The sequence below is a fragment of the Mesorhizobium sp. WSM4849 genome (assembly GCF_055811385.1).
In genome coordinates, this window is the sequence record NZ_JBVVPW010000010.1 from 200,940 (window position 1) to 213,650 (window position 12,711).

Here is a 12,711-nt window from a genome sequence, read left to right on the forward strand (position 1 = left end):
TCCAGTGCGATGACGGCAAAGGGTGAACAGATTCAGTTTGAACTAACGGATTCGTCGTAGACCTATTTGAAACCTTTGCCTTGTCGTTCTGAAATGGGCTCATGTTGCAGCGTCTGGTTCACAATCGAAAAGTCCATGTGCTTGTCGCGACGCCTTCGGGCGTTTCGGGGCAGGGAGGCATCGACCGCATCATGGGGGCGCTGAAGCAGGAGTTCGAGCGGCAGGAGATCGCCGACATCGATGTGCGCTTCCTTGCCAGCCGCGGCCCTGGGCATGTCGGATTTTCGATCTTCTATATGTTGGACTTTTGCTTGCGGATGCTCACGGCGCGTTTGGCCAAGCGCGCCGATGTCATCCACATCAATATATCGGTCTCCGGCAGCACCTATCGCAAGTTGGTGATCGCCGCCTGCGCACGGCTGCTGTCGATACCCTATGTCCTGCATCTGCACGGGGCGCAGTATGAGACATTCTGGAAGGACGATCGCAGTTTCATGAGCCGCCGCATCGAGGCTCTGTTCGAGCGTGCCGGTCGGGTGATCGTCTTAGGCGGGCTTTGGCGCGACTTCGTCGCCAGCCGGGCACCGAGGGCGGCCGGAAATATTGTCATCATTCCCAACGCCACGGCGGTTCCCTCCTTGGCGCATGTCGGTGGCGGCGACCATGTCCATATCCTGTTCCTTGGCCGCATCGGCGACCGCAAGGGCGTGCCGCAATTGATCGATGCGCTACACCGCATGAAACCCATCGAGGGTTGGCGCGCCACGATCGCCGGCGATGGCGACGTCGAGGCGGCACGGATGAGAACGGCCGAACTGGGCCTTGCCGAGCGCGTTGCCCTTCCTGGCTGGGTCGGGCCCGACGAGGTCGCTTCGCTGATCGCTTCGGCGGACATTCTGGTGCTGCCCTCCTTTGCCGAAAACCTGCCCGTCTCGGTCATCGAAGGCATGGCTGCAGGTCTCGCGGTAGTGACGACGCCTGTCGGCGCCGTGGAGGACATCATCACCAACGAGCAATCCGGGTTGCTGGTGCCGCCCGGCGATGTTGCGGCGTTGACCGAGGCGCTGACACGGCTGGTCGAGAATCCGGCATTGAGAGCCAGGCTTGGTGCTGCCGCGATGGCCGTGCATCGGGAACGGCTTGAGCTCGCACCATTTGTCGGCGCGATCTGCGACGTCTGGAGGTCGGTCGCGTTAAAGGCTCAATCGGTCAAGCGCTGACGCTGTCCTGTAAACGCGGACGCTGAGGTTACGACGAGCAGCTGTAGGTCGAGTGCGACATCCGATCCCATTGGCGTCACTGCGGCGCCCCAAGCTCGAACTCGCGATGGAATATCTCCAAATTCAACAGCGCCCATATCAGCTTTTCGTGGTCTGCGGCGCCCTTGGTGTGCTCCGAGACGATTTGATCAAGGTATTTCGCGCTCAAATAGCTGCGAATGACGGAATGAGAGGAGCAAAGATGGTCGTGCACGTAGTTCCTCATCGACCCGCGGAACCATTCGGCGACGGGCACCTTGAACCCGATCTTGCGGCGGTTGAGAATTTCCTCAGGAAGCATGTTGGCCATGCTGTTGCGCAAGATCAGCTTACCCATCCGCCAACCCACCTTGTAGCGATCCGGCAATTTGCTGACGAACGCAACCAGATCGCGATCGAGGAACGGCATTCTTCCTTCGATTGAACCGGCCATCATCATCCGGTCGCCTCGTTCCAAGAGATTGTCGGGCAACCACGATGTCTGATCGAAAAACAGCGCCCGGCGAAGATGGGATGCCTTCGCGCTTGAGGAGAACGGGAGGTTGTTACGCTGATTGCGGCAATTGGCCGGCGCACCGGTGAGGCGACCGTGTTGCCGCGCCGTCATGGCTCCAAACCAGGAGATCATCCGGGTGGCAAAGTCCCTTTCGCCCGCGCTTCGGGCAAATGTATCGAACTTGGCCGATGCGCCAGGCATAGCGCGGATCAAAGGGGCGAGGAGGTTGTCGTGGAGCAAGACTGGAACGAGCGACCGGTAGATTCCAGCCAGCGACTCTGCGCGATGTTTGGGATACCCGCCGAGGACCTCGTCTGCCCCTTCCCCTGTGAGCACCATCTTGACGTCCTGCGAGGCTCGCTCCGACATCAGGTAAATTGGAATATCCGAACTTTGTGAAACCGGCGCCCCCAGATGGCGAATCAACTTGGGCAGGTGGTCAATCAGGTCGTCCGCTTCAATGACCAGGTCGCAATGATCAGTCTTGAAATGGTCGGCGACGCGTCGGGCGAATGGGAGTTCGCTATAAGCCGGTTCGCTGAATCCGACCGAAAATGTACGAATGGGCTTGTCGCTGTGCTTGGTCATAAGGGCGACGATTGCTGACGAGTCGAGGCCTCCGGAGAGAAAGGCGCCAAAGGGTGCATCGCTGCGCATTCTGATTTCGACGGAATGGTCGAACAGTTCCAGGAATCGTCGCTTGGCGGTTTCGTCGTCGATATCCTCGGTCAGCTCCGTTTGATCTGGAGGCGTATAATAGCGCGTTTCCGTCACTGTCCCTTGCGACCAAACGGCATAGCTTCCGGGGTTAAGTTTGCGGATCTGTTTAAAAAGCGTGCGTGGTCCAGGCACGTAACGCCAGCGCAGATACTCGTGCACGGCGTCCAGATCGAGCTGCTGCGCATTTGCCTGCGATGACAGCAACGCATTGATCTCTGAGGCAAAGGACAGCAATTTCTTGCTTTGCATGAGGTAAAGTGGCTTTTTGCCGAAGGGATCCCGGCCGAGGATCAATTCGTGCCTCTGAGCATCCCAGAGCGCAAAGGCGAACATGCCGCTCAATCGGTCAAACATGGACAAGTGCCACTGATCATAAGCTCTGAGCAGCACCTCGGTATCGGAGCGCGTTCGAAATTGGTGACCGAGGCCGATCAGTTCCTGGCGCAACTCGATATAGTTGTATATTTCGCCGTTGAAAATAATTCTGAGACGGCCGTCGTCGATATGCATCGGCTGATTTGATTCGGCGTTTAGGTCAATAATCGCCAGCCGGCGATGCACCAATGCCAATTGGTTCTCGCCGGTGTTCAAGTCCAAGAACTCGGTGCCTTCGGCATCGGGACCACGATGCCGCAATGCGTTGGACATTCCGGCGGCCCGATCTTGTGGATTCTCGACCCTCGGCCCGATCCAGCCGGCAATTCCACACATTATCTCTTCCCTGGGCGCGCGTATTGGCGCCGCTATTTACGACGAATGTATTAAACACTTGGTTGCCGACGAAACCGGATCGCGAGGAAAAAGCCGCCAAGGTGATTCAAGGCAGAGGTTGATCGGTTCGATCAGACTCTGCCGGCCTTATTTAAGTACCACCGACCGTTGCGGCCGCAGACCGTAGCTCCTGCCGTCGCTTGATTGATAGCCAGCGAGAATGCTGGCTAGACGGGCCATTTAACGAAGGCAGACCGATCTCGATCCAATGCGGCGGGGACAGGTGGCGTTGCCGCCCGGCTGCCTACCCGCAGAGGGTAATGGCACCTATGGCAGGCCCAGTGCCCGCAACATCTCCTGGTCCGGGACCGCAGGTCCTTCGGGCCGGATGACGGTCATTCCATAGGGATTAGAGAATTCCCAGACAGACCATGGTATCGCGAAGCGTTCCGCCAGCTGGCGCACCGCCGTGAGATAGCGCAGACGGTCAGCGTCGAACGCGCCCATTCGGCCGTCCGAAGACATGAGGATGGCGCCGAATTCGCCCATGAAGAGCCGCCGGCTTGGGATGCCCTGCGCCTCGGCCCAGTCGACCGCCTGACGGAAGCTCGCTTCGAGTTGGCTCGGGCCCCAATTGTGCTCGAAATATCGGGTGATTGCTTCACGCGCCGCGACCATGTTCATCACCTGTTCGACCGGGCTCAAGCCGGCCGCGTCCATCTGCGCCTTAAGGGTTTCGGTCACCTTTTCGGGCGTGCTGCTGTCGGCCGGCCAGGGCAGGCCCGAGGCGAAGGCACCTGTCCCGTCGGGCCGCTGGTGCGTGAAACTGTGCGGCTCATACATGTGGAAGCTGTAGTAGAGGTTCGGATCGTCAAACCCCGGGGTGAGATTGACCAGTCCGGCAATGCTGCCGCCACAGGCGCCTGTTGCGACGATGGTGAGTTCGCTGCTGACTGCGCGAATATCGCGGACCGTGTCTGCCATGATCCGCTGCCAGTCATTGCTCCCGCTCGAATCACAAGGGTAATACGCCGGCTCGTTATAAGGCTCGAGGGCTACCTTGTCGGTGCCAACCTTGACCAGCATGGTGGCGACCGCCACAACCATTTCGCGATAGCTGGCAACGCCCTCGCTGTCGGCACCGTCATAGATCATCTCCATGCTGTAGGCCGGAACCTGGGTGACGCCGTGCAGGTCGAAAACCACCTTGAGGCCGGCCGACGTGACCCGCTCGACCGCGGCGGCAAGTATGTCCAACGCCTGCTGCCGTTTGGCGCCCTCGCTGGCAAGCAGAGGGCCGGGGTCGACGCTCAGCCGGACGAAGTCGAAGCCCATCGATCGAATGCGCGCAAACGCGTCGCCGCCGGGCCAATCGGTGAGCGGCCTATGTCCAGCGCGCCACTCCTCCTCGCTGCGATAGGGCGGCCAACGGTAGGATCCATCGTCGTCTACCGACGACCAGTTCAGCCATTCATGCACGCCGACGCCGCGCTGGAGCGGGATCGGCGCAGCGTTGGCGGCTATCGCCATGCCGAGCACCCACGCTGCAACACACGCCATCCTTCTCATCGCCACTCTCCGTCTCATGGTCGGAGATATTAACCGCAGGATCGGAAAAGGAGGATTGCCGTCGCAGGGCTTTTCGACAGCATGGTATATAAGAATCGAAACCTTGGCGGAGCGCGTATGAGAATCGGCTGGTACATCAACCGGTTGCGCAGCATGGAGCTGGCTGAGGTGTTGCACCGGCTGGGCGAGCAGCGTCGAAGGATCGCTTCGCGCCGTCAAGACGATGGCTGGGAGCGCTTTGCTTCGCCCCAGTTGCACCCGGTGCTGCATGGATTGCGCGATGCCGCGCTGGCTGCGATACCGGCACAACGGCAAGCCATAGCGGCGGCGGCGCAAAACACGCTTGCGGGCCAGTTTTCCGCACTTGGGCGGACATGGCCACGGCGCGACAGCGATCGGCTGTTTCCTCCCGAGCTTTGGCGCCTTGATCCGGTGACCGGCAGGCTTTGGCCGGGCCCCGAGACCTATACTTTCGATATCGATTTTCGCCATGGCGGCGGCCGCGGCGATGTAAAATACGTTTGGGAGATCAACCGGCTGCAGCAGCTGCCGCCACTGGCCGCCCACCTGCTTCTCGCCGGCGACGACCGGTCCCGGATGGCCATAGAGGCGGCGATCGGCAGCTGGCATTCAGCCAATCCGCCGTTTCGAGGGGTTGGCTGGGCCTCCGGCATCGAAGTAGCGCTGCGAGCCATCAGCCTGATTGTCACCATGGACCTCGTCGGCGACCGACTGGGCGCGGCGACACGGCAGCAAGTGGGTGAAATACTGGCGGCAAGCGCCTATTGGCTGCCACGGTTCCCTTCTCGATTTTCCTCCGCCAACAACCATCTCGTCGCAGAACTGGCTGGCGAGTATTTGGTCGGCCTGGCGTTGGGGACCGCACCCGACGCTGCACGCGGGGCCCTCCTGGCTGAGGCGCGCAAGCAGATTCTCGCCGATGGCGCCGGTGCCGAGCAGACCCCGACATATGCGGCCTTCACCGTCGAACTCATCTTGCTGTGCGCCGCTGCGGCACGCCAGGCCGGAACGCCATTTCCCTCGCCCGTCGAAGCGCGTCTGGCCGCATTTGCCAACTTCGTCGCCTGGCTCCCACCAGCCGCCGGCTTTGGCGACAACGATGAAGGTCGCGTGCTGACGCTCGGGGATGAGCCGGACTATGTCCGATCCGTCGCCGCCGCCATCCTTGGCTTTCTATGGATGCCGGGCAACGCGGCGGCGCCAGACGATTTTCGTGCGCTTTTCTTTGGCACGCCGTCGGAACCGGCACCGGCGTCGCATGGGCTGCAAACGTTCACGCAAGGCGGGCTCTCCGTCTGGCGCGGTGAGATGAACGGCCGCAGCATCGATCTGACATTCGACCACGGCCCGCTCGGCTATCTCTCGATAGCGGCTCACGGCCATGCCGACGCGCTGTCGCTCACCTTGTGCGTCGATGGCGAGCCGGTGCTGGTCGACCCCGGCACCTGGCTCTACGGTTCGGGGGGCGTCTGGCGCGACTGGCTCCGCTCTACACCGGCGCATAACACGCTGAATATCGAGGGCAAAAGCCAAAGCATCATCGCCGGGATGTTCAACTGGTCGCACAAGGCGGCTGCGGCATTGGTAGAGAGCGAGCCGGGAACGCACTGGAGGCTGCGCGCCCAGCATGACGGGTATAGAAGCCGCTTCGGCGTTGTGCATCAGCGCACCGTGATGCACCAGGCCGACGGGATCGTCGTGACCGACCAACTACTCGGCGGCAGGCGCGTGGCCGAGGTCGTCTTTCAACTCGCAGCCGGCCTCGGCACCAACCGGGACGGAAGCACGATCATGGTGCTGCGCGGCGATGAGCCGCTGATGGCCATTCGCTTTCCGGACGCTGCGGTCGAGATCCGCGCCGGCGGCGACGCACCGGGGCAAGGCGGCTGGGTTTCACCGCGTTTTGGCGCCAGGCAGCCAGCCGAACGCATCGCCTGGCACGGCGAAGTGGGCGAAGACGGAATTAAGATCCACCTGGCGGCAATCCCCCCGTCGTAAAGACAGCGCCCGGCGCCGCTGCAGAGCGGCCTATCCGGTGTTCCGGCCGTATTCGAGATTAATTACATCAGGGCATTTAGCGTTTTGTTACGGTTGATCTGCTAGTTCTGGCACAAATCCGGCGTGCTTTGCTCGTTGCAGCCGCAATAGCCACCTGGTTGCGGGCAACATGCAGTGGATTTGGCAAGTTTTTTGCTTCGCAATTCGCCGGATCGCCATCTCACGGCCCAGGAGCCACTGCACCGATGTTTTCTGAATTCGCCAGATTGATTGTGGAAAAGCTTGCGAACGTCAATCTGCTGACGCTCGGCCTGCTTTTTTTCACAGCACTGGGCAGCGCGGTCATTGCTTACTGGCGAACCGTCGAGCATAAATCCCTCAGGGACTTTTTCGATTTCGCTTTCCCGGCGGAAGTCATCCTGCACCCGTCGGCGCGAGTGGATGTTCTATTTTGGGTCACCAAACGGGCGATAATGCCTTTCCTGCTCATCCCTGCCGGCGTCACCTTCGTTGCCGCCGTGGGCTATGGGACACACCAGGCAATCGGCTGGCTCTTTGATATCCAGGCGCCTCTCATCGACGGCCCGGCCGGACCGGTGACGATCGTCATCTTCACCGCAACCATGCTGATCGCCTACGATATTTCGTACTATCTCTACCATGTCGCCCAGCACCACTTCCCGTTCCTGTGGGAATTGCACAAAGTGCATCATTCGGCCGAGGTGATGGTGGGAATCACCAAGGATCGAGTTCATCCGCTGGACGACCTGATGAACCGTATCTGGGATGGCGTCATCCCGGGGATCTGCTTCGGCATCTGGAGCCTGATCGCGCTCGATCCAGTAGAGATCGCTATCTTCGGCATCAACGTCTATGTCATCCGTAACATCCTGATGATGGACTTCGTTCGCCATACCCATTTCAAGATTTCCTTCGGCCCGCTGAACAGCATCATCTTGTGTCCGCACTGGCACCAGGTGCACCACAGCATCGACCCTCGCCACTACGACAAAAATTTTGGCCTGCTGTTTTCGTTCTGGGATCGCCTCTTCGGGACGCAGTTTGTCCCGGATCCGGATGAAGACCTCAAATTTGGCCTGATAGATCGCGATGTGCGCGACTATCAGTCGCTCTTTGGGCTTTACATCCTGCCGCTCAAGAAGATGGGAGGGCATGTCGTCCGACTGTTCCCGAGGCGTCCCGATGTCATCGCTCAGCCACAGGATCGTTCCCCTTCATGAACACCATTGTTTCGATTGACGCTTCGAGCGCAGAGCGCCTGGAAGTTGTCCGTTCGGCGGATCGCCTGGCTGCGATCGAAGCCGATTGGATGCATCTTTGGCATCGCACCGACGGGCTGATCTTTCAGAGTCATGCCTGGATTTCGGCATGGTGGAGTACCGTGGCGGACCGTGACCAGCGCGCACTGCGGATCGGCCTGGTCTGGAACGGTGACAGGCTGGTTGCCGTCGTTCCCCTGACGATCGGCAAGCGCAAAGGGCTGCGGTTTCTCGAATGGGCGGCCAGCAGCTATACCGATTACGGGGATATCCTCGTTGCTCCGGAATGCTCGTTATCGGCCCTGCAGGACGTATGGGCCCAGATCTGTGACGCCGGTGGCTTCGATATTGCCTTTCTCAATCATCTCTTGCCGGGTGCGGCGGTTCGCAAAATTTTCACTCCGGATACCTCCGGCGGGATCAGGCTTCGCCCCAATCACAGAGAGGAAGTCAGTTATCGCGTGGCTGGACAGTGGCAGAGCGGAGCCGCGTGGTTCGCGGAGCAATCGAAAAAGACGCGGCAGAACTATCGGCGCGGCGTCAAGACGTTGGAAGAAGCGGGGAAAATAAAATTTCGCCTGCTTGCGCCAGACGAGCCATTGCAGCCGGTACTAGACCGGCTCTCTGCCCTGAAGCGCAGATGGCTGGTGGAGCGCAAGCGTGAATCCCAACTTTTTGAAGAGGGAGCGCCAGTGCTCGCGGCACTCGTCGAGGCGCTGGCGCGCGCCGGCGTGCTGCGCATTTTCGTACTTGAATGCGATGGCGCGATGGTCGCGGTCTCCATCAACTTCGTCCAGCACCACACCATGATGGCGTTCGTGACCACTTTCGATCCGGATTTCAGCCAGGCGTCGCCCGGCATGATCCTGATGATGGACTACATACAGTGGTCGATCGATCACGGCCTGGGCACGGTCGATTTCCTGTGCGGCGCAGAGTCGTTCAAGCACAAATTCGCAACGCAGGGTGTCGTCCTGCAATCCGTTCTTGGGGCGCGTACGGCGCAAGGCTCGATCGCTTCCCTTGCCGATCGTATGCGTCAGAGGGTCCGGCACGTACGCGGGCGCGGACCGGTGCCGACATCTTGATTTCGGCTTGATCGGCGCCGGAACACCGTGTCCGACAGGCAATGGCAAGCGGTGTCCTATCGCTTCCTCATCGGGTCGCCGGCAGCACCAACCGCTCAAAGTGTCGATTGTGTCTGAGATGGAACAGCCCGCCAGACCTTGTTGCCGACGTCATCCGCCACCAGCAGGGCGCCGCTCCGGTCTATCGCCACCCCCACAGGACGGCCAAAAGCCTTGTTGTCCTCGCTGAGGAAGCCGGTGAGGATGTCTTGAGGCGGACCGGAGGGCCTGCCGCCGGTAAACGGTACGAAAATCACCTTGTAGCCGCTGTGCGGCTTGCGGTTCCACGAGCCATGCTGCCCGACGAAGGCGCCATTCCTGTATTGAGGACCGAACAGGTCGCCCGTGTTGAAGGTCAGGCCCAATGAAGCCGTGTGCGCCCCGAGCGCATAGTCCGGCTTGATCGCCTCGGCGACGAGGTCGGGCCGCTGCGGCTCGACGCGATCGTCGACATGCTGGCCAAAATAGCCGTAGGGCCAGCCGTAGAAGCCGCCATCCCGCACCGAAGTCATGTAGTCCGGCACGAGATCGCTGCCGATCTCGTCACGCTCATTGACGGCGACCCAGAGCTCGCCGCTTTCCGGATTCCAGGACAGGCCGTTCGGATTGCGCAGCCCGGAGGCGAAGAGACGCGTCTGTTTCGAGGCGAGATCGATTTCCAGCACGGCGGCGCGGTTCTCCTCTTCCTCCAAGCCGTTCTCGCCGACATTGGAATTGGATCCGACCGTCGCATAGAGCTTTGTCCCGTCCTGCGAGGCGGTCACGTCCTTGGTCCAGTGGTGGTTCCTCCCCGCAGGCAGGTCGACGATCTTCTCCGCCGGTGCGGTGACCTCGGTCGCGCCCTCCTGGTAGGGAAAGGCCACAATTGCATTGGCGTTGGCGACATAGAGCTTGCCGTTGAGCAGGGTCATGCCGAATGGCGAGAACAGCCCTGTGAGAAAGGCGGTTTTGGTTTCAGCCACCCCGTCGCCATCCTGATCGCGCAGCAGCGAAATGCGATTGGCGCTATGCGTTCCCGCGCCGGCCTGACTCTGGAAGAAATCTACGAAGAAGCGGCGTATGCTGAAGCCCTCGTCCGGCTTGGGCGGCGCATTGCTCTCGGCCACCAGCACGTCGCCGTTTGGCAGCACGTACAGCCAGCGCGGATGGTCGAGCCCGCCGGCAAACTCGTTGACCGCAAATCCCTGGGCCGCCGTCGGCTTCGTGCCCTGCGGCCACGGCCTGGCCTTGGCGACATGGACGGTCGGCAGCCAGGTCGGATTGGGGTCCGGCAGGGTCGGGTTGGGGCCATAGGTCTCCGCGATCGGAACTGTCGCCTCTTCGCGGGACAGGAAGAAGACGGCCCCGCCGGCGACGACAAGAAGAATGATCAGCACGAGAAGGGCGGTAAGCAAGTTTTTCACCAGACCTCGGAAGGTCGAATGAACGCAAACGCGCTTATCGCGTTCCGGTTGCGGACGGAGCGGCCGATAGGGAGAAGTAGGCCGCAAGCGCACGGACGTCGTCGTCTGTCAGGCCCTTCGCGGCATTGGCCATGAGATGGCCGAAGCGCGTTCCGCCACGCTTTCCCGCCCTGAACAGCCCAAGCTGCGCCTCGATATAGCGCTCCGGCTGGCCGGCAATGGAGGGATAGAGCGGGCTGCGGTCGTGTCTCCGGTGACAGCCGAGACAGGCAGGCACGCCGGCGTCCTTCACCCCTTTCTCGGCGATTTCCCTGCCGCGCCGCACAAGTGCGGGATCGCCCCCGACGCCGGGGTGCATCGTCGGCAGGGCGGCGAAATGCTTGGCCAGGTCCGGCCAGAACTGAGGCTTTGCCTCAGTTGCGGGCAGGCTCATCAACCCGCTTGCCCGGCCTCCCTCGGCATAGGCACGCAGGCTTTCAAGGAGATAGGCCTCGCTCTGCCCGGCGAGAACGGGTATCGCGGGAGCGCGCCCGAGCCCGTCCGCACCGTGGCAGCGGGCGCAATCCGCGAGCGCCTGCCTGAGGGCTCCGGCTGCGCCTGCAGGAGGCGCAAGCCTTTCTCCATAGGCGAGATCACGATAGATGGCTTCGTCCATCGACGGCAGTTCGCGTAGGAAGGCGACCATCGCCCAGACCTCGTCGTCGCGTTCCTGAGTCGGCCAAGCCGGCATGCCGGTAAAGCGCACGCCGTGCTTGACGATGCGGAAAAGCTCCGCGTCGGACCATTCGCCGACGGTCCCGGCAAGGTCAGGCGGCTGCGGCAGCATCCTCATGACGACAGGAGATCGCGGTTCGCCCGGCGCACCGTGACAGATGGCGCAGCCGCGCGCGAAATGCCCGGCGGCCGGCTGGACCGCATGGCGCGGCAAAGCTTCCGGAACATCGACCGCCAGGGCATAGGTGCGCACAGCCGATCGCATGGCGAAATGGAGAAACCATTCCGTGATCTTCCAATGGCCGCTTGAGGCACCGACATTGAAAAAGCCGATCCAGGCCGCCAGCACCACGACAAAGGGCAGAATGGCAAGCGCGATGGCGAGCTTCTTCCAGCTGATATGCATCAGACCGCCTTTCGCGGCGGGGCGGCGAGCATGCGCGCAAAAAGCGTCACACCGCCGGCCAGATAGACCGCGGCGCCGACCACAAGCATGACTACGCCGCCAAGCTCCTGATCCTGCTGCGCGGAAAGCGCGACGCCGAGGCAGCTTACCTCGCCTGTCCCATAAAGCGGCCTTGGGGTCAGCGCCAGCAGCGCGCCGAGCAAGGTCATATGGATGGACGTGAGAAGCAGGGCGAAAGCGCCGGCGGCATTGCCTGCGGTATCCGAGTCGCGGCGCGGCAGGCAGGTCAGCCACAAGAACAGCCCGGCGGCGAGGAACGTGGCCTGCTCGATGGCGGTCGCAAACAGCGAGCTTTCCGCCAGCGTCCGCAAGGCCGGCGCGTGCCAGGACCAGACGACGATGAGTTCGACGAGGGAGGCGGGAAGGGCGAGGGTGAACGCCCGGCTTGCATCTGGTGTCGGGCCGAGCGGGATCCCAATCGCCATCAGCGGCGCAGCGATCGCCACCACTCCCATATGCGCCAGCATGTGCGCCGAAAACGAATCCTGCCAGGCGTCGAGCAGCGGTCCGAGCCAGACCAGGGCAAGGACAAAGAGACCGAGGATGAGGCATGCGCGTCTCACCGGATACACTCCGTCAGGAACAACGCGGGCATCGCGGTGAAGATCACGGCGATGAAGCTGAGACCCGAGAGCAGCAGCGTCGCAAAACCCTGGAACAGGGTCCGGTCCCGCCTCGTCGGATCGTCATGCGGCGGATCGTCGGTGCCGAAGCCCCATTGCCGCCAAGCGAGCCATGCGGACAGCGCGATGAGTGAAAGGGCGATCACAGTGGCGGCGGCGATGCCCGCGCGCACAGCGCTGAAACTCAGCCCGACAAGCTCGGGCTTAGCGCAATAGATCGCCGCGCCTATGTAGCAAACGAGGAAATGCGCAACCCACACCACGGGCGCGGTAAACAGCGTCCAGAGCGTTTCGATCTCTCTCGGAATGAGCCGCATCGCCGCC

At 61.7% G+C, this 12,711-nt stretch carries 10 protein-coding genes; 4 read left to right on the forward strand and 6 right to left on the reverse strand.

Annotated features, from left to right (window positions below; translation table 11 throughout):
- Positions 1 to 101 precede the first annotated feature (101 nt).
- On the forward strand, positions 102 to 1,220 hold the full coding sequence (locus AC0L3L_RS13835) for a glycosyltransferase family 4 protein (RefSeq protein ID WP_473637981.1): 1,119 nt from the start codon (positions 102 to 104) through the stop codon (positions 1,218 to 1,220).
- A 76-nt stretch (positions 1,221 to 1,296) separates the two neighbouring features.
- On the opposite strand, the gene asnB is transcribed toward AC0L3L_RS13835, so the two are convergent.
- Complete coding sequence (asnB, locus tag AC0L3L_RS13840; protein WP_473637982.1) at positions 1,297 to 3,186, reverse strand: asparagine synthase (glutamine-hydrolyzing); 1,890 nt, start codon at positions 3,184 to 3,186, stop codon at positions 1,297 to 1,299.
- 327 nt (positions 3,187 to 3,513) lie between these two features.
- Complete coding sequence (locus AC0L3L_RS13845) at positions 3,514 to 4,755, reverse strand: glycoside hydrolase family 5 protein (protein WP_473637983.1); 1,242 nt, start codon at positions 4,753 to 4,755, stop codon at positions 3,514 to 3,516.
- A gap of 117 nt (positions 4,756 to 4,872) precedes the next feature.
- Between AC0L3L_RS13845 and AC0L3L_RS13850 the strand changes: the two genes are divergently transcribed.
- From AC0L3L_RS13850 to AC0L3L_RS13860, 3 genes are all read left to right on the forward strand, one after another.
- Positions 4,873 to 6,774, forward strand: coding sequence for a heparinase II/III family protein (locus AC0L3L_RS13850; RefSeq protein WP_473637984.1), 1,902 nt, complete (start codon positions 4,873 to 4,875; stop codon positions 6,772 to 6,774).
- A 245-nt stretch (positions 6,775 to 7,019) separates the two neighbouring features.
- Positions 7,020 to 8,015 carry a sterol desaturase family protein gene (locus tag AC0L3L_RS13855; RefSeq protein ID WP_473637985.1) on the forward strand — a complete coding sequence of 332 codons (996 nt, stop codon included), beginning with the start codon at positions 7,020 to 7,022 and terminating at the stop codon, positions 8,013 to 8,015.
- A complete protein-coding gene (locus AC0L3L_RS13860; RefSeq protein WP_473637986.1) occupies positions 8,012 to 9,142 on the forward strand; it encodes a GNAT family N-acetyltransferase in 1,131 nt (376 codons plus the stop codon). Before AC0L3L_RS13855 ends, AC0L3L_RS13860 begins: the two co-directional genes overlap by 4 nt.
- Positions 9,143 to 9,237: 95 nt before the next feature.
- Here AC0L3L_RS13860 and AC0L3L_RS13865 read toward each other — a convergent pair whose 3' ends face one another.
- The 4 genes from AC0L3L_RS13865 to AC0L3L_RS13880 all read right to left on the reverse strand — a co-directional run bounded on the left by AC0L3L_RS13865 (position 9,238) and on the right by AC0L3L_RS13880 (position 12,704).
- Entirely contained in the window at positions 9,238 to 10,512 is a 1,275-nt protein-coding gene (locus AC0L3L_RS13865) for a PQQ-dependent sugar dehydrogenase (RefSeq protein WP_473638006.1), read from the reverse strand.
- A gap of 106 nt (positions 10,513 to 10,618) precedes the next feature.
- Positions 10,619 to 11,704, reverse strand: a complete 1,086-nt coding sequence (locus tag AC0L3L_RS13870; RefSeq protein ID WP_473637988.1) for a c-type cytochrome — start codon at positions 11,702 to 11,704, stop codon at positions 10,619 to 10,621.
- Positions 11,704 to 12,327 carry a cytochrome c oxidase assembly protein gene (locus tag AC0L3L_RS13875; RefSeq protein ID WP_473637989.1) on the reverse strand — a complete coding sequence of 208 codons (624 nt, stop codon included), beginning with the start codon at positions 12,325 to 12,327 and terminating at the stop codon, positions 11,704 to 11,706. The genes AC0L3L_RS13870 and AC0L3L_RS13875 overlap by 1 nt, the downstream gene beginning before the upstream one ends.
- The gene (locus tag AC0L3L_RS13880; RefSeq protein ID WP_192362765.1) at positions 12,324 to 12,704 is read right to left on the reverse strand and encodes a hypothetical protein; all 381 of its coding nucleotides are present in this window, start codon (positions 12,702 to 12,704) and stop codon (positions 12,324 to 12,326) included. Before AC0L3L_RS13880 ends, AC0L3L_RS13875 begins: the two co-directional genes overlap by 4 nt.
- Positions 12,705 to 12,711 lie beyond the last annotated feature (7 nt).

Bases quoted from the DNA above. Each gene is read 5' to 3' on its own strand.
- asnB (WP_473637982.1), bottom strand. From the start codon at position 3,186: ATGTGTGGAATTGCCGGCTGGATCGGGCCGAGGGTCGAGAATCCACAA.
- AC0L3L_RS13860 (WP_473637986.1), top strand. From the start codon at position 8,012: ATGAACACCATTGTTTCGATTGACGCTTCGAGCGCAGAGCGCCTGGAA.
- AC0L3L_RS13845 (WP_473637983.1), bottom strand. From the start codon at position 4,755: ATGAGAAGGATGGCGTGTGTTGCAGCGTGGGTGCTCGGCATGGCGATA.
- AC0L3L_RS13870 (WP_473637988.1), bottom strand. From the start codon at position 11,704: ATGCATATCAGCTGGAAGAAGCTCGCCATCGCGCTTGCCATTCTGCCC.
- AC0L3L_RS13855 (WP_473637985.1), top strand. From the start codon at position 7,020: ATGTTTTCTGAATTCGCCAGATTGATTGTGGAAAAGCTTGCGAACGTC.
- AC0L3L_RS13835 (WP_473637981.1), top strand. From the start codon at position 102: ATGTTGCAGCGTCTGGTTCACAATCGAAAAGTCCATGTGCTTGTCGCG.
- AC0L3L_RS13850 (WP_473637984.1), top strand. From the start codon at position 4,873: ATGAGAATCGGCTGGTACATCAACCGGTTGCGCAGCATGGAGCTGGCT.
- AC0L3L_RS13880 (WP_192362765.1), bottom strand. From the start codon at position 12,704: ATGCGGCTCATTCCGAGAGAGATCGAAACGCTCTGGACGCTGTTTACC.